Consider the following 19039-nt stretch of genomic DNA (forward strand, 5'->3'; position numbering starts at 1 on the left):
CGGCAGGGCTGGCAGCACCGCGATGCGGCCCGGAACCATGTAGTCTGGCAGGCGGGCACGCAGCGCGCGTTGCAGGCTGTCGGCGTCAAGTGCGTCGCCGGCAACCCAGGCCTGGATCATCTGCTTGCCGAGCTTTTCGACGAGGCTCGCGGCGGCCTGGCTGACGCCGTTCACTGCCAGCAGCGCCGACTCGATTTCGCCCAGTTCGATACGGTAGCCGCGCAGCTTGACCTGCCGGTCCACGCGGCCGATGAAGCGCAGGTGGCCGTCGTCACCCAGCCAGCCGCGGTCGCCGGTCTTGTACATGCGGTGGCCGGGCCGGTGCGGGTCGGGCAGGAAGGCGTCGCGCGTTGCATCGGGTGCGCCGAGATAGCCGCGCGCGATGGTGTCTCCGCCGATGTAGATCTCGCCCGCCACGCCGAAGGGCACCGGGCGCAGCTGTGCATCGAGGACGTAGATGCGGGTGTTGTCGATCGGGCGGCCGACCGGCAGCGCGGTATGCGCCGACTGGAACTTGCACTCCCACGCAGTGGCGAAGATTGCGGCTTCGGTCGGGCCGTACACGTTGTACAGCCGCGCGCCGGTCATGCGCAGGTAGCGGTTGGCCAGTTCGGGCGGCAGCACTTCGCCGCCGCAGCAGGCGACGCGCAGCTTGAGTCCGGTACGGCTGCTGGCGCCGTCGAGGAAGCGGCTCAGTGTGGCCGGGACGAATGCCATGATGGTGACGCCGTGTTCGACCGCGAAGGCGGCCAGCGATTCCGGCAGCAGGCGACCCGGCGGCGGCAGCGCGACGCTGGCGCCGCATACCAATGGCAGCAGGGCTTCGATCAGTGCCGGGTCGAAGGTGAGCTGTGTTGCCTGCGCCGAGCGGTCGTGGCGTTCAACGGCATAGGTGCGCGTCAGCCAGGCAAGGCGGCGCGACAGTGTGGCGTGCTCGATCATCACACCCTTGGGCTTGCCGGTCGAACCCGAGGTAAACAGCACGTACGCCAGGTCGGAAGGCGCCGGGCAGGCGGGCAGGCGTCGCTCGACCACGCTGATGTCGCGCTCCTCGTCATTCACTTCGAGCATGTGCGGATGCAGCTGGCGCAGTTCGGCGGGGCTGGCGGGCGACACCAGCATGGCGAGCGCGCCGCTCTCAGCGAGGATGCCGGATACGCGCGCCGCGGGGCTGTGCACGTCCAGGGGCAGGAAGGCGGCGCCGGTCTTGGCGATTGCCAGCAGCGCGATCATCATCGCCGGCGAGCGGTCGATGGCGAAGGCGACGATCCTGTCGCGGCCTGCGCCCAGCGCTTCCAGCCGGTACGCGAGCTGGTTGGCGCGGCGATTCAGTGTGCCGTAATCCATGCTGCCACTCGGCCACACGAGCGCGACCGCACGCGGGTCGAGGGCCACCTGGCGCTCGAACAGGCAGATGAAAGGCAGTGTCTCGTCGTGGTTGGTCACGTCTTCATGCACGCCGTCGAGCACGGCGCGCCGCTCCTCCGGCGGCAGCAGGTCGAGCTCGCCGAGCGACTGCAGCGGGTCCGCCATCATGCGGTCGAGTACCGCGGTCAGGCGGCGTGCCAGCAGCGGGACTTCGCCTGACATGAAGCAGGCCGAGCTGCCTTCGAGGACAAGTTCCACATCCTGGTCCGGATGGAATTCGCACACCGTGACGCCGAGCGGATAACGCGCGGTGCCGGAGAACAGCTGGCGCGAATCAATCAATTGCGCATCGCCGAAGGACAGATCGTAGTCCTGCCGCTCGAAGGAGAGGATGAGGTCGAACAAGCCATCGCGGTTGTGCCGGATCAGTTCGAGCGAGCGGCCGAGCACGCTCAGCGGATAGCGCGGATGGCGCAGCGCGCTGCGCACGGCGGAGCTGCAGGCGGCCAGCAGCTCCGATACCGTCATGCCGGGGCGCACGCGCAGGCGCAGCGGGCTGACGCCGACAAACATGCCGGGCGTGCCCTTGTAGCGCCGCCCCAGCCGGTTCAGGCTGGGGATGCCGATCACGACCTCTTCGCGATTCGTGGTGCGCGTGAAGTACACGGCGAGCGCGGCGAGGAACAGGCAGAACGGGCTGACGCCGCGGCTGGCCGAGAAGATGCACATCCGGTTGTAGTCGTCGCGCGATATGCCGCGTACCGCGAGCTGCGCGGCGGGCAATTGGCGCGACAGCGGGTTGGCGTAGGGCCGTTCGAACAGCGGCGGCGGCAGCTCAGGGAACTGGCCGTTCCAGTAGGCGGCATCGCTCTCGAAGGCGGGCGACTGTTCGTAATCCAGCGACTCCCGCACGTACTGCGCATAGGGCTGCGTGTCGGCGGGCGGAATGTCTTCCTGTGCCAGCAGCGCGTTGTAGATTTCGCTCCAGCGCCGCATCACTTGCGTCGTGCCCCAGCCATCCATGATGAGATGGTGGAACTGGATGGTCAGCCCGTGGAATTCATCGTTCGCGCGCAGCAGTGCAAAGCGCCACGGCGGCGTGCCGTCCAGCGTGAAAGGCACACGTATCCATTCCTGCCACCATGCGCGCATCGCCTCGCGCGGGTCGGCGGCGTCGGCCATCTGGATCACTTCCAGGTGCGGTACGCCGAAGGCGGCCAGGCGCTGCGTGCCATCGGGCAGCGGCGCCAGCCGCAGCGCATCGTTTTCTGCGACCAGCAGCGCCAGCGATTGGCGGAAGAGTTCGAGGTCCAGGCGGCCGCGCAGGAAGGCGCCGCCGCCGATGTTCAGGTGGGCGCTGCCGGGCCATGCGCGCTGGTCCAGCCATACTTCACGCTGGCTGGAAGACAGGGGCAGGGCCTGGCTTTCTACCGCAGTGAAGTAATCGTTCGATCCCATTGCTCGATCTTTTCCCTGGCGTAGCGGTAACCGGTGTCAGCGATCTCTTCGGCGCGTTTGTAATCCATCAGGGTAAAGCCCGAGACCGGCGGTTCGAGATAGTGGTCGGCGAGCGCCATGGTGCGATCGCGCTGGTGCAGGCTGCCGATGTGGCTGGCCCGGTACAGGATGTCGCCGATGCCCGGCACCGACGGCGCGGCGGGCGAAAAATAACGTTTGAGCGAATGCCGCGCGGACAGCCGAGGCAGTGCGGGATCGACGCCCATTTCGTCGCGTACGTCGACGTCGATGGCGATGATGGTGCCGTTGCCGCGCCGCTTTTCCAGCGGCGTACCGAGGCGCATGCGCATCGCATCGACCGGCACATTGTCGAGGATCGCGCCGTCGACCAGCAGCTGGCCTTCATGCACCACCGGCGGCAGCAGGCCGGCCGGCGAGTTGCTGGCGAGGACGGCGCGCCACAGCGGACCGCGTTCCTGCACCGTGGTGCAGCCGCGCGTGAGATTGCAGGCGGCCGCGAAATAGGGACGCCACAGCGCCGTCATCTTTACGCCTTCGAACATGCGCTCCAGGTCGCGTTCGATGCGGCGGCCGGCGAGCAGTGACACGAGCGGCAGCGTTGGACGTTCACCGCCGAGCGCGAACTGCTTGGTGCGATTGAGGATCTCGTCGAGCGGCACACCGCACGCGTATTGCGCGCCGATCAGTGCGCCCATGCTGTTGCCGCCGAGGAGGTCGACCGGGATGTTGAATTCGTGCAGCGCGCGCAGCACGCCGATGTGCGCGAAGCCGCGCGCCCCGCCGCCACCCAGCACGACGCCGACCGCATTGCCGGTCAGGAAGCGCGCGAGATGGGCGAAGTCGGCATCGCTGCCGCGGCGTAGCGGATAGACACGTTCCAGCGTGCGGCCCTGCAGCCAGGGTTCGCAATCCACTGGATCGGCAGCGGATGCGGGATGCAGCAGCACGAGATGCTGGCGCTTCATCGAGAAGCCGGGTTCTTTCCCGAGCAGGCTTTCCACCTCGTGCACGCTGGTTCCCTCGCCGGGCGAGGCCACAAAGATGAGCTGGTCAGCCTGGCGGAATGCATGTTGCGTCAGGGCCGAGCCGACCGCTTCGGCTTCGTAGATGAGGAAGTCGACCTGCCGTTCGAGCTGGTTCAGCATTTCGCTTGCCGCGTTGCTGTCGTTCCTGTCGTGCGTGACTTCGCGCAGCATGGAGCAGCTCAGGTGGCGGGCGCGGGCTTGCTTCGCAAAGGCCTTTGCCAGTCCGGCCGCCACGTCGCCGGCACCGGCGCCTGGGTGCAGCGGAATGACAGCGAAGGTTTGCGCAACCTTGCGCTCCATCGCCTGCGGCGTATGGCGCAGATGGTTGAAGATTGCCTGCGCGAACACGCGGTTCAGCGCGATCGGCTGTCGGCGCAGCAGCGCTTCGAAGCTGGGGCGGTTGAGAACGGCGATGGTGGTGTCGCGTACCGCGCTGACATCGGCGGTACGTTTTTGCTGCAGGATCAGGCCGGTTTCGCCGACGCTGTCGCCGGGACAGATTTCGTTGTACAGCAGCATTTCGCCGTTGGGGCTGCGGCGCCATACGCGCAGCCGGCCGCTGAGCACGAAGATCATGAATTCGGACGGATCGCCCTCGCGGAACAGGTTGCTCCCGCCGCGCACATGCTGGATTTCGAGGGATTGCACGAGGTCGTCGAGCACGACATCGTCGAGCATGCTGAACACCTGGCTTGCTCGCAGGATGGCCTTGATCCGCAACGTGCTGTCCACCGCCTCCTCCTCGCCGGCAGCGGCGGGCAGGGTGGTTGTATCGTCTGGCCCGTGAATGATGTGCGACATGTCGGCAGGCACGATTTGGCGGTTAGATAGATTGTGTGAAACCTTGGCCGGGAACAGCCGACTTGCCGCTCGTTTCGACGCGGTATGCCGCTCGGCAATGTTGCATGTTCAGTGTAAAGGAAGTTGGGACGCTTGCAATGCGGCAGCTTCTTCCTTCCGGAAATGATTCTCGAAAGCAAAAAATGCGCCAATTGTTACCAGCCGTTACAAAACAAGGGTTTGGGACGGTTTAGTTATTGATTTGCCTGAGGAGTGTAAAAAATTCCGACAGGCAAAAAAGGAGGGAAATACAACAGGAGGGAATGCGCCTCGGGAGGCGAGGCGCATCGGATCGACGAAATCAGGCCGTGTGGCTGGCGTCGCCGCGGAAGTAGCGCCGCTGCCTGCCCGCACCGGCATGCTGGATTTTTTGCGTGGAAACGAGGGTCGCCAATGCCGGCGCCACGCGCTGCTTGAGTTTCTGGACCTGGGCTTTTTGGTCCGGGCCGAGGCCGAGGTGTGCGGCCGCCGCATTGGCGATGTCGACTGCGGACTGCGGTTCATTGGTGACCAGTTCCAGCCAGAAGTCGGCACCGGTGGTCGGCAGGCCGGAGTCTTCCGTGGCGGCGCCGGATATCCTGCCGCGCTTCGATTGTTTCGTTTCCTGCGAAGCAGCCTTGCGGCGGCCAGGAACTTCCTGGCGTGCGGCACGGCCACGCCTGCCTGCCTTTTTCTTCGCTGGCTTGCGCTCCTCTTCGTCGAGGAGCGTCGTATCGTCAGTGTCGACGCTTTCGAGTTGGGTCAGCGCGGTTTCCAGCGCTTCCACGCGGGCACTGTAGAAGGCGGCGCCCTGGCGGGCATGTGAAAGTTCTGCCTGGATGGCTCGTCGTGCGGAGTTGAGGTTCGGTGTCAACGCAATTCTCCTGATTGAAGTTCATAACACGCACTGCATTAGACATGCGCACTTGCGCATGCGTTTCAGGAGAACCTAAGGGATTGCTAGGAATTGCTGTTGCGATTGCTCAAGCGGCGTTAGGAATTACGGCGCCCACGTTGCATCGTTCGACGCAGCGCGCATCCTGGCACGCTGGAACTGTTCGTAAAACTGGCCTGCCGTCATCGGCTTGTAGTAAAGATAGCCCTGCATGATGGCGCAGCCGGCCTTTTTTAGGTAAAGCGACTGGCCCTCTGTTTCCACACCTTCCGCGATCACGTTCACACCGATGCTGGCGGCAATCGAAATCACTGCCAGCACCACCGGATAGTGGCCGTCCTGGTGCGCGATGTCCTTCACGAAGGAACGGTCTATCTTCAGGGTCTTGACCGGGAACTGTTGCAGATAGGCGAGCGAGGAATAGCCGGTGCCGAAGTCATCGACCGCGATTCCTATGCCGGCGTTCGCCATCTTGCGTAACTGGTTGAGCGCCTGCTGCGGATTGCGGATGCAGACGCTTTCGGTGATTTCGATTTCCAGCTGGGACGGGCGGATGCCGGCGCCCGCCACCCAGCGCAGCAACTTGCGCGCGATATCGCCGCGGTCCAGGCATTGCGGCGACAGGTTGAGCGACACGCGTTCGATGCCGAGGCCGGCGTCGTTCCAGACACGCAACTGGTTGCACACCGCGCGGATCATCCAGTCGGTCAGCGTCAGCATGAGACCGTTTTCTTCTGCGAAGGGGAGGAACTCGCCGGCGGAAAGCGTGCCGCGCTCCGGATGGTTCCAGCGCATCAGCGCTTCGGCAGCGACGATGCGGCCGGAGGACACGTCGACCTGCGGCTGGTAATACATTTCCAGTTCGTTGCGTTCGATCGCCTGGCGCAGCGACTGCGCGAGTGCGACCTTCTGGCTGGCTGCGATTTCCATCGACGCATCGTAGAAGCGGAAATTGTTCTTGCCGTCCGTCTTCATCTGGTACATCGCAATGTCGGCGTGCCGTACCAGGTCTTCCATCGTCTCGCCGTCGTCCGGATAGATGGCGATGCCGATGCTGGCGGAGATGTGCACCAGCTGGTTGTCGAGCTGGAAGGGCTGCTTGAGCGACCACAGGAACTTGCGCGCGATAGCGGCGGCATCCTTGGGGAAGCGCAGGTCCGGCAGCAGCACCGTGAATTCGTCTCCGCCGACGCGCGCCAGCGTATCGCCGCGCCGCAGGTTCAGGCGCATGCGTTGTGCCACCTCGCGCAGCAGCTGGTCGCCCTTCAGGTGGCCCAGCGTGTCGTTGATCGGCTTGAAACCGTCGAGGTCGACGAACATCACCGCGATCTTGCTGCTGTTGCGCTTGGCATGGATGATCGCTAGGTCCAGCCGGTCCTTGAACAGCACGCGGTTGGGCAGGTCGGTCAGGACGTCGTAGAACGCCTGGTAGGAAATGCGCTGCTCGGCGCGCTTCAGCTCGGTGATGTCGCGCGCCACGCCATAGGTGCCGAATAGCTCGCGGCGCGTCTTGTCCTCGCTCACCGAATAGAGGGCGGTAGCGTTGAAGGAAATCGTCAGCAGCGTGTTGTCGAAATAGCGTTCTTCCATCAGCGCATTGCGCGACTTGAGCCGCAGTTCGACATTGCGCGATGCGCGCTCGCCCACACGGCGTTCCTGGAACACATAGCGTGCGCGCTCGAGGTCGTCCTCGTGCACGAGGGTCGAGTAATGCTTGCCCACCAGTTCGGCGCGCTTATAGCCGAGCAACTGTTCCGCGCGGTCGTTGATGTAGGTGAAGCGACCTTCGAGGTCGATGGTGTAGATGATGTCGGGCAGCGTGTCGACGAGGTAGCGGTACAGGCGTTCCGAGCACTCGAGCTGGTACTGGATATCGCGCTTTTCCGCTTCCAGTGTCTTGCGGTGCAGCGCCTGCGAGACCGTGGTCAGCAGGTCTTCCGGATGGAAGGGTTTGCGCAGGTAGCCATAGACACCGCGCTTGATGGCGCCGATCGCCGCGTCGATGTCGCGCTCGCCGCTGATGACCACCACGCCGGTATCGGTGCCCTGCGTGGAAATGATGTCCATCATCTGGTGGCCGTCGAGTTCGGGCATGCGCAGGTCGAGCAGCACGAGGTCGGTGCGGTTGGCGGCGAGGTAGTCGACGGCTTCGCGCGCCGACGTGAGCATCTTGAGGTCGTAGTCCTGGTCGGACAGCAGGTCGTGGATGCTGCGTACCATCCGTGCATCGTCGTCCACCAGCACAATCTTCGGCCGGTCGCGTCGCGTGGCGAGCGGGAGCTCCGGCTGGGCCAGCGTCGTCACCATGGCGGCGGAATCGCGTGTGGAGAGGATGTTCATGGAGGTCACCTGCTAGGGCGGAGCGGACCCTGCAGGCGCAGAGCACGGAAACAGCAATTCGAACGCGGTCCCATCCTTGCCGGTCTGGCAGTACATGTGTCCGCCCATTTTCTTGACCAGTCCATGCACAATGCTCAGGCCGAGGCCGCGGTGGTTGCCGCCCTTGGTCGAGCGGACCGGGGTGTACAGGTTGGCGACGATATCCGCCGGCAGGCCGGGGCCGTTGTCGCGCACGGTGACTGCAACGTACATGCGCTCGTCCTGCCGGGTGTAGCCCTTGCACGCGATGTCGATTTGCCCGCCATTGGACAAGGCCTCGATCGCATTCTTGACCAGGTTGAGGAAGACCTGCTTGAGCATGCCGGGGTCGCCCGGCACTTCCAGTGTTTCGTCCAGCGATTGCAGCGCAATGGCGATCGCGGGCGGCACCAGTTCGGCGTCGCGCAACAGGCCCACCACGCCGCGGATGATGGCACCGAGGTCGGCCAGCTTTTCCGGCGGCCGCGCTTGCGGGTCGGCCGCATTGTTGATGAGCGCGGTTACGCGATCGATTTCTTCGTGGATGATCGCGATTTCGCTGGCGATGGATTCCTTCTTGGTGACCTTGCGGTCGAGCACGCTCAGGTAATTGCGGATGATCGACAGCGGCGTGTTGACTTCGTGCGCCAGAGAGCGGAACGCGGTCACGTTGTCCGGTCCCGGCGCGGGCTGGGTAGTGCGGGTGGCGGCAATCCTGCCCAGCGACTTGCCCGCCTGGCTGCTGAAGGTCATCAGCATCGCTTCGCGCGCGCGCAGCGCGGGAACCAGGCTGGCGTCCACCGATGCGACCAGCAGGCCGTGGCAGGCGACGCTGTCGGCCAGGGCCAAGGCAACCATGCAATCGCCGCCCAGCAGGCGCTGCAATTGCTCTTCGAAAATGGTCGGCGCGGGGCCGCTCCGGTCCAGCCACGCTGCCTGGCGCGTCGCGAGGGCGGCGCCGAGCGTGCCTTCCGCCGTCAGCGGCAGGCTGAACAGCATGGCCTTGTCGTCAGCGGAAGCACCGACATATCCCTGCAACGCATCTTCGGCCGGGTTGTGCATGAGCACGACCGCTTCACCCAATCCGAACAGCATGCAGGCCGCACGTGCAATGGCGGCCATCGATTCTTCGTCCTGCACGTCGAAGCAGCCGTCCAGGCTGGCGCCAAATACCAGGTCGTTGACCTGGGCAGCGAGTTTTGCGCGCGCGTCATCCTCCGGCACCACGACTGGCGCTGCCAGCGCGTCGCCGATGGTGGCGAGGTCGATGCCGAGGTATTCGGCGACTTTCCGGATTTCTTCTTCGGTCGTCTTGCACAGCTGCTCCACGTCGTCTTGCCCGAGGCCGCACAGGTGGGCGGCGGCCATCACGCCGACTGCATCGCTGCGCAGGCCGGGTGTCAGCTGGTTGGCGAGGTTGACCGCGCGGATCAGCGGATGCGTGCGCTGCAGGCGCATTTCCGGCTCGTGGTGGAAGCGGATGCTGTCGGCGATGAAGGAATCGAGCTGCCAGCGGTTCGCGATCCATCCGCCGGCCTCGGCGTGCGTCATCTGCAGCAGGTCTTTCTCCTGCGCGCACAGCGCCGCGTCGTCATTGGCGTGGAAATGCGGTGCGTACTGCTCCGGTTCCGCCGACAGCAGCGCGAGGCGGCCGACATCGTGCAGCAGGCCGGCGAGATAGGCCTCCTCGAGGCGCGGGTAGTCCATGCGCTTCGCGATTTCGCGGGCATTGATGGCCGCGCTGAGCGAATGGATCCAGAAGCCCCGCAAGTCGGTCGAGCGGCGCACCGAAAAGCTGCCGAACAGCTGGAACACCGCTTCGCTGATCAGCAGGGTCTTGACCATGTTCATGCCGATGGTTATCAGCGCCTGTTCGAGGCTGGGAGCGACGCGCGCGCGGCGAAAGGCGGGGCTGCCGGCCACGGTCAGGATGCGGCTGGTCATGCCGGCGTCGCGGGAAATCAGGGTTGCCAGCGCGGGGATGCCCGCATTGTCGTTGCGGCACATTTCCATGAGCTGCAGCAGGACTTGCGGCATGGCCGGCATGCGCGCTGCGGCGAGCCGGCTGAGGATGGCGCTGTCAGCGAGGGCGTGCATTCGGCGGGGGCGTCACGCAGGCGACGGCGCAGGCGCGCCGCCGTGGCAAAAGGGATGGAGCAAAGCGTTGTCGCGTACTCGGTGTGCCATGGTGCACAAGCCTCCCAACATTGAGAATGTCAGCCAAACTCTGGCCATAATAGCATCAAAAGATTTCCATATGGATAGATTTGATTATCCGAAATCAAGCTGGGACGCCGGTTTCCGGCGAATGTGGCAAATTTGGCGCGAATTGTCATTTTTCCCATATCTATGGCTTGCGGGATCCCGGGAACGAGATTGGAATGGCAATTTTTCCATCCGGTCATTCTTTTCATGAATGAGGTCATCGTCTCTGCTATTCGCGACAGGAAAATCCTGGCCATGGGCGAGCGCCGGGTGGAGCCGCATGCCTATGGCCTGGACGGCGTTGGAAAGGCGCACTTGCTGTGCTACGACGTGAGCGCGCCGGCGGCCGAAGGACGGCGAGGCTGGGCGGTACTGCCGGTGCCCGCGCAGATGGACGTGGCAGTGACGGCGGAGCGATTCGGCCGTGCGCGGATGGGATATCGCCGGGACGACACCGGCCTCTGTTCTGTCGTCGAACAGGTTTAATTGATAAATCCATGCTCTAAAGCAATTTTCAACGTAAATTAGTTGTCATTCCGCAACGACGGGTGCCGTATCATGAAGGCGAACCGAGTTCGCCACCCCAGGCATCCATGTTTCCCTCGAAGCGCCAGATCACCCCAGCCGACATCAAGCTCGGCGAGCCGCTGACCTTCTCGGTCTACGATCAGGAAGGCCGGTTGCTGCTGCGCAAAGGCATCGTCATCACGATGCAGGAACAGGTCGACCGCATCATCCTGCGCAAGGCAGTGATGGGCACCGACGGGCTGGCCGCCTCCGAGCGCGCCGCCGCGCCGCCACGTGCGACGCCGCCGTTGCGCGCGCAGGGCGAGGCGATGCCGGTCTTCGACCAGGTCGGCAGCCTGATCCTCAACCTCAAGCACACCTTCACCACCGTCATCAAGACGCCGGACCAGATCGACCTCGGCGTGCGCGTGCGGCAGCTCGCCGCGCGCATCCAGGCCTTGTGCAAGGCCGACATCGACAGCGCGCTCGCCGCGCCGCACCTCGACCATGCCAACCCCTACCTCATCGTGCACCAGGTGATGGGCGCGGTGCTGGCCGAAGTGACCGCGCGCCGTGCCGGGCTGGACGACGAAGCGCGGCTGCCGCTGGTATGCGCCGCGCTCACGCGCGACATCGGCTTGTTCGAGGTGCAGGCGGAACTCGACCAGGCCAATGGTGCGCTGCCGGATGCGCTCAAGCGCGCCATCGCGGCACATCCGTCCACCGGTGCCGCCATCCTGCGCAGCGCCGGCGTCGACGATGCCGCCTGGCTGGATGCGGTCGAGCAGCATCACGAGCGGCTGGACGGCAACGGCTATCCGCACAAGCTGCAGGGCGGGGCAGTGTCGCCCGGCGGCCGCATCCTGGCCATTGCCGATACCTACAGCGCGATGACCAAGCCGCGGCCCTACCGCGCCAAGGAACACTCGTCGCAGAACGCGCTGCGCGACATCTACCTGCAGAAGGACGTCAGCCTGGATGGCGGCCTGATCCAGGCCATGATCCGCGAGATCGGCATCTTCCCGCCCGGCTCGATCGTGCGGCTCAAGAGCGGCGAGGTCGCGGTCATCAAGCACTGCACGCACAAGCCCGCCGACGCCGTCGTGTACACCGTGTACGACCCGCGCGGCATGCCAATGCTCGACCCCATCCGGCGCGAGGCGGCGAACCCGAATTACGAAATCATGGGCATGGTCCCGTTCACCGAGTGCCGGTCGGCCGCGGTGACGATCAAGCGCCTGTGGATGAAATGAACAAATTAGCGATGCGAGGCGCGTCATGAAAAAGAACTTCCCCGTCACCGGCCAGGAAAAAACCGTCCAGGAAGGCATACGCCTGGTCTCCCGCACGGACACGAAGGGCATCGTCACCTTCGCCAATGACAACTTCGTCGCGCAGAGCGGCTTCTCGCGCGACGAGCTGCTGGGAAGCAGCCACAACATCGTGCGCCATCCCGACGTGCCGCCCATCGTGTTCGAAGACATGTGGGACACGCTCAAGAAAGGCTTGCCGTGGCGCGGCACCGTCAAGAACCGCTGCAAGAACGGCGACCACTACTGGGTCGATGCGCACGTGGTCCCGGTGCGCAAGGATGGCAAGACCATCGGCTACATGTCGGTGCGGACGGCGGCATCGCGCGAGGCCATCGAGAAGGCCGAGGCACTGTATGCGGAAGCGGCCCGCACCGGACAGGTGCCGCGCCAGAGCGGCGGCGGCTGGCGGCGCTTCATGACGGTCCGCAACGGCGCGGCGCTGGGCATCGTCTTCGTCACCCTGATGATGATTGCTGGCGGCATCCTCGGCATCACCGGCCTGACCTTGTCCAGCCAGGCCATGAGCGGCCTGTACCATGAAGAAATGGCGCCGGTGCATGCCATCGGGCGCATCAACTTCCTGATGGCGGACAACCGCGCGCAGGTGGCGTTGTCGCTGCGGGAAGACATGGCCAGCGGCAAGACGCGCGGACATATGGCAGCGCTGGAAAGGAACCGCCTCGAGATCGATGCGCTCTGGAATACGTACATCAAGCTGCCACGCGGCGAGCAGGAGCGTGCGCTGGCCGACGCTTACTGGCAGGCGCGCAACCACTACGTCGACAGCGGGCTGAAGCCGGCGCGCCAGGCGCTCGAGCAGGGCGATTTCGCCGCAGCCGGCAAGGTCATGGACGAGCAGCTCAATCCCCTGTATGACGAGGCGAACCATCGCGCTGCCGCGCTGCTCGATTTCCTGTCGGTCAAGGCCAGGGACAACTTCGAAGCGGTCGCGCAACGCAACCACCTGATCATCGTGGTGGCGGTCGCCGGCATCACCGCCGGCTGCCTGATCGTGCTGTTTGCCGGCGTGTACTTCTTCCGCGCGACTGTCGTTCCGCTACAGTCCGCCGTCGGTGCGCTGGAGCGTATCGCCGAAGGCAACCTTTCCGGCGAAGCCGACACCAGCGGATTCGGCGAGCCGGGGCGGGTGATGACGGGCGTCGCCATCATGCAGCTGCATTTGAAGGTCATGATGGACGAGATCCGCGTGTCGTCCGGATCGATCCGCGAACAGTGTCATCGGCTCAATACCACGATGATGAACCTGGCCGAACATTCCGAGGAACAGCATGACCGGGTGTACCAGACGGTGGATGCGGCGACTGCTTCCGCCGAAGGGCTCGGGCGGCTGGCGGAGGATGCGGAGCGCATGATGCAGCTGGCCGAGCAGGGCATTGCGGTAGCCGACGTCGCCGACGTTGACACCGGAGACCTGGCGAAGATGGCGCACGATCTGGCGGCGGCAGTGCGGCTGGAAGCGTTCTCGATGGGGGATACCGTGGGGCAGATGAACCAGGTGGCAATGCTGATCGTTGAAAACCGCGGGGAAGTGCAGGGCGCCTGGGCGGCTTCGCAGCGGTTGGAAAAGACGGCGCAGGAGCTGGATAAGCTCGTCAAGTATTTCGATTGAGCCTTCTTCAAACAAGCTTTTCTTCCCGGCCGCGCGCCGGGGAGCCTTTTCAAAAAGCTTGATCTAGATCCTTTAAATTTTGACAACAGGCGCATAGGCTGGACCCTGCGTCCTGTTGTCATTTGTGCCACGCATGGCGCTGCCGGCATCACGGACGAATGTCATTACCCGGAATTTCGTAGTGGGGTATCCGATTACCTTTCTGTGGGGGACAAAATGAAGATCTCTCGACTGATTGCCGCATCCATTGCGACCATGGGCCTGGCTTCATTCGCAGGCAACGTCCATGCACAAACACTGAAAAAGGTTGCCGAAAGCAACAAGATAACCGTGTCGTACCGCGAGGCCGCGGTGCCATTCAGCTATTTGATCGGCACCCGCAAGCCCGTCGGTTTTGCCGTCGATATCACCGAAGCAGTCATCGACGATGTACGGGCGAAACTCAGGAAGCCGAACCTCGAAGTGGCCTGGATGCCTGTCACCGGCCAAACCCGCATTCCGTTGCTGGTCAACGGCACATACGATCTTGAGTGCGGTTCCACGACCAATACTGCCGCACGCGGCAAGGAAGTTTCGTTTTCCACCAGCTATTTTTATACCGGGACGCGCGTGCTGGTCAAAAAGGATGCCGGAATCAGGAGCTATGCAGACCTGGCCAGGAAAACAGTAGCGACGCCCGCGGGCAGCACCAACGAGAAGGTCATCCGGAAGTACAGCGACGACCACGGCCTCGACATACAGATCGCGCCCGGAAAGGACTACGGTGAAGCGTTTTCACTCGTGGAAGGCGGCCGTGCCGCAGCCCTCGCCCTGGACGATGTGCTGCTGTTTGGCCTCAGGGCCAATTCCCGGGATCCCGCATCGCTCGATATCGTTGGTGATCCCCTGCAGGTCGAGCCTTACGGCTGCATGGTGCGCAAGGACGATCCCGAGTTCAAGAAGCTGGTCGACGGCACCATCGCCCGCTTGATGAAGTCGGGCGAGTTTGCCCGGTTGTATGCGAAATGGTTCGAAGGGCCGATTCCGCCGAAAGGGGTACGCCTCGATATGCCCATGAGCGAGCAACTCAAAGCCAATCTCAAGGCACGCAGCGACCAACCCGCGATGTGAGATCGAATGCGGGCCGGGCAGCTGCGGAAAGCATTTGAACCGTCAAGACAAAGAACAAATACAACAAGTAAAAAATATGCTGTAATCCACAAGGCAACACCGACAACCAAGGAGATAACATGAAAAGACTCGCAGCCGCCCTGATGCTCGCAGCGCCCTTCTTCTTCAGCACCGCCCACGCCGCCACCGAACAGCAGAACAAGATGGCCACCTGCAACAAGGAAGCCGTCGACAAGAAAGGCGACGAGCGCAAGGCGTTCATGAAGGAATGCCTGAGCAACAAGCCGAAAGTCAGCGATGCAAAGAAGGCGCAGCAGGAGAAGATGAAGACCTGCAATGCCGAAGCCAAGGACATGAAGGGCGACGAGCGCAAGAAGTTCATGAGCTCCTGCCTGAAGAAGGGCTGATCTCCTCGCGCATTTCTTCCTTGCCGCATCCGTGTAGGAATTGCACGGATGCGCGCCCCACAAAGCCCGTCCACCTGCCTGTCCAACCCACGGGCACGCTTCTCGCATTCCTCTTTCCATCAGTGCCGGCTCTCCTCTGGCAATCCGGAAATCCCTTTCTATAATGAAGCGATGGGTATCTTTGCCGAAACCATTCCGCACATCATCGCGCTCGCCGCAGCACTTGCCGCGTTCGCGACCCTGTACTGGAATACCCGCGCCGCCGACTGGCAGCGCTTGTCCGCACCCGGCGCGTTTTCCGCCTGGTGCTGCGCCATCATCCTGCTGCCGATGCTCTGGCGTTTCAGCGTGCCGCTTTCAGGCGGCCCCGTTCTCCACATGGCCGGCCTGCCCATTTTCGTGCTGATGTTCGGCCGCAGGCTGGCGATGACGGGTGCCGCTCTTTCCGTCCTGGCTTATACCATCGCCTTTGACGCGCAATGGCTCAACCTCGGGCTGAACCTGCTGCTGCTCGCGGTGCTGCCCGCGTATTGCGGCGATGCGCTGATGCGCGCGACCGAACGCTTCCTGCCGCGGCATATGTTCGTCTACCTGCTGGGCAACGGCTTCTTCGGCACGATGGCGATGCTGGCGCTGCTCAACATGCTGTCGCTCGGCGTGTACTACGCGATCGTGTCGGCCGCCACCGCCAGCGGCGATGCACTGGCTTACATGCTCCTGCTGTCCTGGGGCGAGTCCTTCCTCACCGGCCTCCTGCTCACCATGTTCACGGTCTACCGGCCGGAATGGGTGCTGACCTTCGACGACAACGTCTACCTGCGCGGCAAGTAATCCTTGATGAACGATGCGGCTGCACGGCTCACTGCCGCTGGCTGGCTGAAGTGCGGTGAATGCCCGCAATCGGCGATCGCCAATGCCCGTGCATGCGGCGCGAGCCGTTCAATGCCGTGGATCTGCGCCAGCGTTGCGTATTCATCCTGTTCTCCCTGCATGGCCAGCACCGGGCAGGCGATCTTCGGCAGTTCCGCTTCGATGTTCCAGTTGCGGAAGGCGGGGTCCAGCCAGGCATCGTTCCAGCCGCGAAAGACCGATTCGACATCGCGGTGATGGCGGGCCAGGCGCGGTTTCAGGTCGCCATGCCGATAGGCGTCGCGCGCCTCGAGGATGCCGGCAATGGTGATGTCTTCCACGAAGATGTGCGGCGCCAGGACCACCAGTCCGCTGGTGTGCGCCGAAAAGCGCGCGCCGTACAGCAGGGCAATCGAACCGCCGTCGCTATGGCCGAAGATCCAGGGTTTCTCGACGTTGAGCGCGGCCAGCAGCGCGGGCAGTGCCTCATGGGCCTGACGGTGCAGATAGTCGGGTTTCAGCGGCGCATCCAGCGGGCGCGGCGTGGACTGGCCGTAGCCGATGCGCGAAAACACCAGGCCGCGAAAGCCGTGCTCCTCGCAGAAGCGCTGCGGAAAATCACGCCACATCGAAATCGACCCGAGCCCTTCGTGCAGGAACACGACGGGAGGAAAGTCGGACTGTTCAGGTCCCAGCCACTGGTACTCGATCGACGCGTGACTGCCTTGCCAGGGAATGCTTGTGAATTGCATGGGATGCGTGCCGGTTCGTGAAGCAGCCATTATTGCATTTCAGGCGCGTCCGGCGCGCCGGCCTGAATGCCGGTACACTCAGGCGCATCCCGAATCCGCCGCTTCCGATGACATCCGCCACCCACGCCGACAGCCGTACTGATGCATTACTCGCATGGTTCTTCGTGCTCGTCTGGGGTTCGGGCTATCTCGCCAGCAAGGTGGGGATGCAGTATGCGCCGCCGTTCACCTTCCTTGCGTTGCGCTATGTGTTCGGCGTGCTGTGCCTGATTCCATGGCTGCTGGTGTCCCGCCCCGTGTGGCCGGCGAACCGGCGTGAATTCTTCCATGTCTGCGTGGCCGGGTTGCTGATGCATGCGTTCACGCTCGGCGGCAGCCACTATGCCCAATACCTCGGCATGTCGGCCGGCATCACTGCCTTGCTGCTGGCAACGCAGCCGCTGTTCACGGCGGTGTTTGCGCATCGCATGATGGGCGAACGCCTCGCTCTCATGCAATGGGTGGGCGTGGCGCTCGGCCTTGCCGGCGTCGCGCTGGTCGTGTGGCACAAGGTGGACGTGAAAGCGGTGACGGCGGCCAGCCTGCTCGCCGCCGCCGTGTCGCTGGCCGCGATGACTACCGGCACGCTCTACCAGCGCGCGTTCTGCCGCGCGGCCGACTTGCGCAGCTCTTCGTTCATCCAGTTCGTGCTGTCGCTTTGCGTGCTGGCGCCGGCGGCATGGGCGGTGGAAGGATTCACTGTCCGCTGGAGCTGGCAGATGGCGGCGGCCATCGTCTTCCTCGTGATCTTCGCATCCATCCTCGCGGTGAACGCGCTGCACCTGCTGATGCGCCGCGGACATGCGGCGAAGGTGACCAGCCTGATGTTCCTGACCCCAATCGTGGCGGTGTTCCTCGAATGGGCGATGTTTGCAGTGGTGCCTACGCGCCTCAGTATTGCGGGGATTGCGGTGACCTGCGTTGGGGTGGCGCTGGTGTCCAGGCGGACATAGCGCAGGGCTTATGAACTTTCTTGCGTCTCCGCCTTCGGTGCCGGGATGCCATCGCAGGGATTGCTGTTGCGCGCCGGGCGCGGCGTGAACCACAGGTAGTCGTGATGCTGGCCGACGGAACTGTGGGCATAGGCTTCCGGATCGACGGGTTCGTACACCTCCACCATGCCGACCGAGAGGATGGATTCTTCCGGCGCGCGTGCCGCCAGGTACAGCGGCACACCCAAATCTTCGCGCGCATGGCCGCGGCCGACGATGCCGACCACGCCCATCCTGCGCGCCATCAGCATCTTGTCGGCCATCACCGCGTCACGTACCCGTTGCGATTTCGTGATTGCCTGCACCATGTGGTCCGCGACCTTGCCGCAATGGCCGGCGGCAATCTCCTGCGCCAGCTGGCGGTTGCGCTCCGGCGTCCAGGTACGGTCGATCGCCAGGCGTTCCTCTTCGCCGGTGCCGAGCACATCGAAACCATTGCGCGCGACTTCGCGCACTGCCTCGCGCGGCGTGTTGGCGGCGACCAGCGGCAGCTTCAGCTGCAGTGCCGACGAGACCAGGCGCTGGTAGAGCGGCCAGTTCCAGCCCTGGCGCATCAGCTTGGACAATTCGCGCAGCTTTTCCGAGCGTGAGCCGTTGCCCTGCACGATGCCGTTCATCAGTTTCTGCTGCTCGACGTCGAACTGTTCCATCACCAGCGCCGGCTTGCGGCCGTTCCTGACCATCGCATCGACGAACATCGACTGGATGCGGTGGTGTTCCTCGTTGTCGTGGATTTCGCCGAGCAGGACGAACTTCGATTCGATGGCGCGCCCGATCACCTCTTCCGGCGGGACGAAGCGGCCACCGGCCACGTCCCAGACCTTGCCTGCAAGGGGATGCTGCGATCCGTAGGGATTGTTGAAATTGGCGCAGGACGACAGCGCGGCGACCGCGATGCATGCGGCCATCCAGCGTGTGAACTTGTTGAGAGTGTGCATTTTTTTATTGGATGAAGGAGTCATGGCTGTTTGCGCATTACATCGCGCTTGACGCGGGTGACCAGCGCGGACAGCATGCCGCTGTCCCACGCCGCCGCCTGCGGACCGTAAAGGTTGCGTTCCAGTGCCAGCACGGCTTCCCGTGCCGCGCTGTCGTGCATGCGCTCGGCCAGCGCGCCAAGTGTCTGTGGCGGATCGGGCAGCCTGGTGGCCGCCCATTCCAGCAGGCCGTCGCGCACGGCGCGTCCGTCCGCCGCGCGGCAGGCTTTGCGCAGCCGCCATGCCATGCGCAGGCGCCGGCTGCGCAGCATGGCCAGCAGCAGTGCGCCGGCGAGTGCCGCCGCCGCAATTAT

General features: G+C 64.0%; 15 protein-coding genes. 7 read left to right on the top strand and 8 right to left on the bottom strand.

Annotated features, from left to right (window positions below; all coding sequences use genetic code 11):
* The 5 genes from AYR66_RS09980 to AYR66_RS10000 all read right to left on the bottom strand — a co-directional run.
* Positions 1–2826 (bottom strand): non-ribosomal peptide synthetase (locus AYR66_RS09980; RefSeq protein WP_206047127.1); only part of this gene is annotated, 2826 nt, incomplete at its 3' end.
* Positions 2796–4673, bottom strand: coding sequence for a patatin-like phospholipase family protein (locus AYR66_RS09985; protein WP_088707371.1), 1878 nt, complete (start codon positions 4671–4673; stop codon positions 2796–2798). The genes AYR66_RS09980 and AYR66_RS09985, both read right to left, overlap by 31 nt.
* Before the next feature lie 340 nt (positions 4674–5013).
* Positions 5014–5565 carry a hypothetical protein gene (locus AYR66_RS09990; protein WP_088707372.1) on the bottom strand — a complete coding sequence of 184 codons (552 nt, stop codon included), beginning with the start codon at positions 5563–5565 and terminating at the stop codon, positions 5014–5016.
* 126 nt (positions 5566–5691) lie between these two features.
* Positions 5692–7926, bottom strand: coding sequence for an EAL domain-containing response regulator (locus tag AYR66_RS09995; RefSeq protein WP_088707373.1), 2235 nt, complete (start codon positions 7924–7926; stop codon positions 5692–5694).
* Between the two features lie 12 nt (positions 7927–7938).
* On the bottom strand, positions 7939–10041 hold the full coding sequence (locus AYR66_RS10000; protein ID WP_088707374.1) for an HDOD domain-containing protein: 2103 nt from the start codon (positions 10039–10041) through the stop codon (positions 7939–7941).
* A gap of 279 nt (positions 10042–10320) precedes the next feature.
* Here AYR66_RS10000 and AYR66_RS10005 point away from each other — a divergent pair, with 279 nt between their 5' ends.
* The 6 genes from AYR66_RS10005 to AYR66_RS10030 all read left to right on the top strand — a co-directional run bounded on the left by AYR66_RS10005 (position 10321) and on the right by AYR66_RS10030 (position 15947).
* Entirely contained in the window at positions 10321–10635 is a 315-nt protein-coding gene (locus AYR66_RS10005; protein WP_088707375.1) for a hypothetical protein, read from the top strand.
* Between the two features lie 107 nt (positions 10636–10742).
* Positions 10743–11909: an HD-GYP domain-containing protein gene (locus AYR66_RS10010; RefSeq protein WP_088707376.1), complete on the top strand. Its 1167-nt coding sequence runs from the start codon at positions 10743–10745 to the stop codon at positions 11907–11909.
* Positions 11910–11934: 25 nt separating this feature from the next.
* Entirely contained in the window at positions 11935–13599 is a 1665-nt protein-coding gene (locus AYR66_RS10015; protein WP_088707377.1) for a Tar ligand binding domain-containing protein, read from the top strand.
* A 216-nt stretch (positions 13600–13815) separates the two neighbouring features.
* Positions 13816–14709 (top strand): transporter substrate-binding domain-containing protein, encoded by an 894-nt coding sequence (locus tag AYR66_RS10020; protein WP_088707378.1) that lies wholly within the window; start codon positions 13816–13818, stop codon positions 14707–14709.
* Positions 14710–14828: 119 nt separating this feature from the next.
* A complete protein-coding gene (locus AYR66_RS10025; RefSeq protein ID WP_088707379.1) occupies positions 14829–15116 on the top strand; it encodes a PsiF family protein in 288 nt (95 codons plus the stop codon).
* 48 nt (positions 15117–15164) lie between these two features.
* Positions 15165–15947 (top strand): energy-coupling factor ABC transporter permease, encoded by a 783-nt coding sequence (locus tag AYR66_RS10030; RefSeq protein ID WP_088707380.1) that lies wholly within the window; start codon positions 15165–15167, stop codon positions 15945–15947.
* Here the strand turns inward: AYR66_RS10030 and AYR66_RS10035 are convergent.
* Positions 15929–16717: an alpha/beta fold hydrolase gene (locus AYR66_RS10035; RefSeq protein ID WP_234814869.1), complete on the bottom strand. Its 789-nt coding sequence runs from the start codon at positions 16715–16717 to the stop codon at positions 15929–15931. The genes AYR66_RS10030 and AYR66_RS10035 overlap by 19 nt on opposite strands.
* A gap of 107 nt (positions 16718–16824) precedes the next feature.
* Between AYR66_RS10035 and AYR66_RS10040 the strand changes: the two genes are divergently transcribed.
* Positions 16825–17709: a DMT family transporter gene (locus AYR66_RS10040; RefSeq protein WP_170942107.1), complete on the top strand. Its 885-nt coding sequence runs from the start codon at positions 16825–16827 to the stop codon at positions 17707–17709.
* A gap of 8 nt (positions 17710–17717) precedes the next feature.
* On the opposite strand, the gene AYR66_RS10045 is transcribed toward AYR66_RS10040, so the two are convergent.
* Together AYR66_RS10045 and AYR66_RS28830 are read right to left on the bottom strand one after the other, a co-directional pair.
* Positions 17718–18686 carry a ChaN family lipoprotein gene (locus tag AYR66_RS10045; protein WP_170942108.1) on the bottom strand — a complete coding sequence of 323 codons (969 nt, stop codon included), beginning with the start codon at positions 18684–18686 and terminating at the stop codon, positions 17718–17720.
* A gap of 20 nt (positions 18687–18706) precedes the next feature.
* A partial coding sequence (locus AYR66_RS28830) for a BatD family protein (RefSeq protein ID WP_206047128.1) occupies positions 18707–19039 on the bottom strand: 333 nt, incomplete at its 5' end.

The organism is Noviherbaspirillum denitrificans (assembly GCF_002211445.1).
Lineage (GTDB): Bacteria > Pseudomonadota > Gammaproteobacteria > Burkholderiales > Burkholderiaceae_D > Noviherbaspirillum > Noviherbaspirillum denitrificans.

Bases quoted from the DNA above. Each gene is read 5' to 3' on its own strand.
- AYR66_RS09985 (WP_088707371.1), bottom strand. From the start codon at position 4,673: ATGTCGCACATCATTCACGGGCCAGACGATACAACCACCCTGCCCGCC.
- AYR66_RS09995 (WP_088707373.1), bottom strand. From the start codon at position 7,926: ATGAACATCCTCTCCACACGCGATTCCGCCGCCATGGTGACGACGCTG.
- AYR66_RS10000 (WP_088707374.1), bottom strand. From the start codon at position 10,041: ATGCACGCCCTCGCTGACAGCGCCATCCTCAGCCGGCTCGCCGCAGCG.
- AYR66_RS10010 (WP_088707376.1), top strand. From the start codon at position 10,743: ATGTTTCCCTCGAAGCGCCAGATCACCCCAGCCGACATCAAGCTCGGC.
- AYR66_RS10015 (WP_088707377.1), top strand. From the start codon at position 11,935: ATGAAAAAGAACTTCCCCGTCACCGGCCAGGAAAAAACCGTCCAGGAA.
- AYR66_RS10020 (WP_088707378.1), top strand. From the start codon at position 13,816: ATGAAGATCTCTCGACTGATTGCCGCATCCATTGCGACCATGGGCCTG.
- AYR66_RS10025 (WP_088707379.1), top strand. From the start codon at position 14,829: ATGAAAAGACTCGCAGCCGCCCTGATGCTCGCAGCGCCCTTCTTCTTC.
- AYR66_RS10030 (WP_088707380.1), top strand. From the start codon at position 15,165: ATGCGCGCCCCACAAAGCCCGTCCACCTGCCTGTCCAACCCACGGGCA.
- AYR66_RS10035 (WP_234814869.1), bottom strand. From the start codon at position 16,717: ATGCAATTCACAAGCATTCCCTGGCAAGGCAGTCACGCGTCGATCGAG.
- AYR66_RS10040 (WP_170942107.1), top strand. From the start codon at position 16,825: ATGACATCCGCCACCCACGCCGACAGCCGTACTGATGCATTACTCGCA.
- AYR66_RS10045 (WP_170942108.1), bottom strand. From the start codon at position 18,686: ATGCACACTCTCAACAAGTTCACACGCTGGATGGCCGCATGCATCGCG.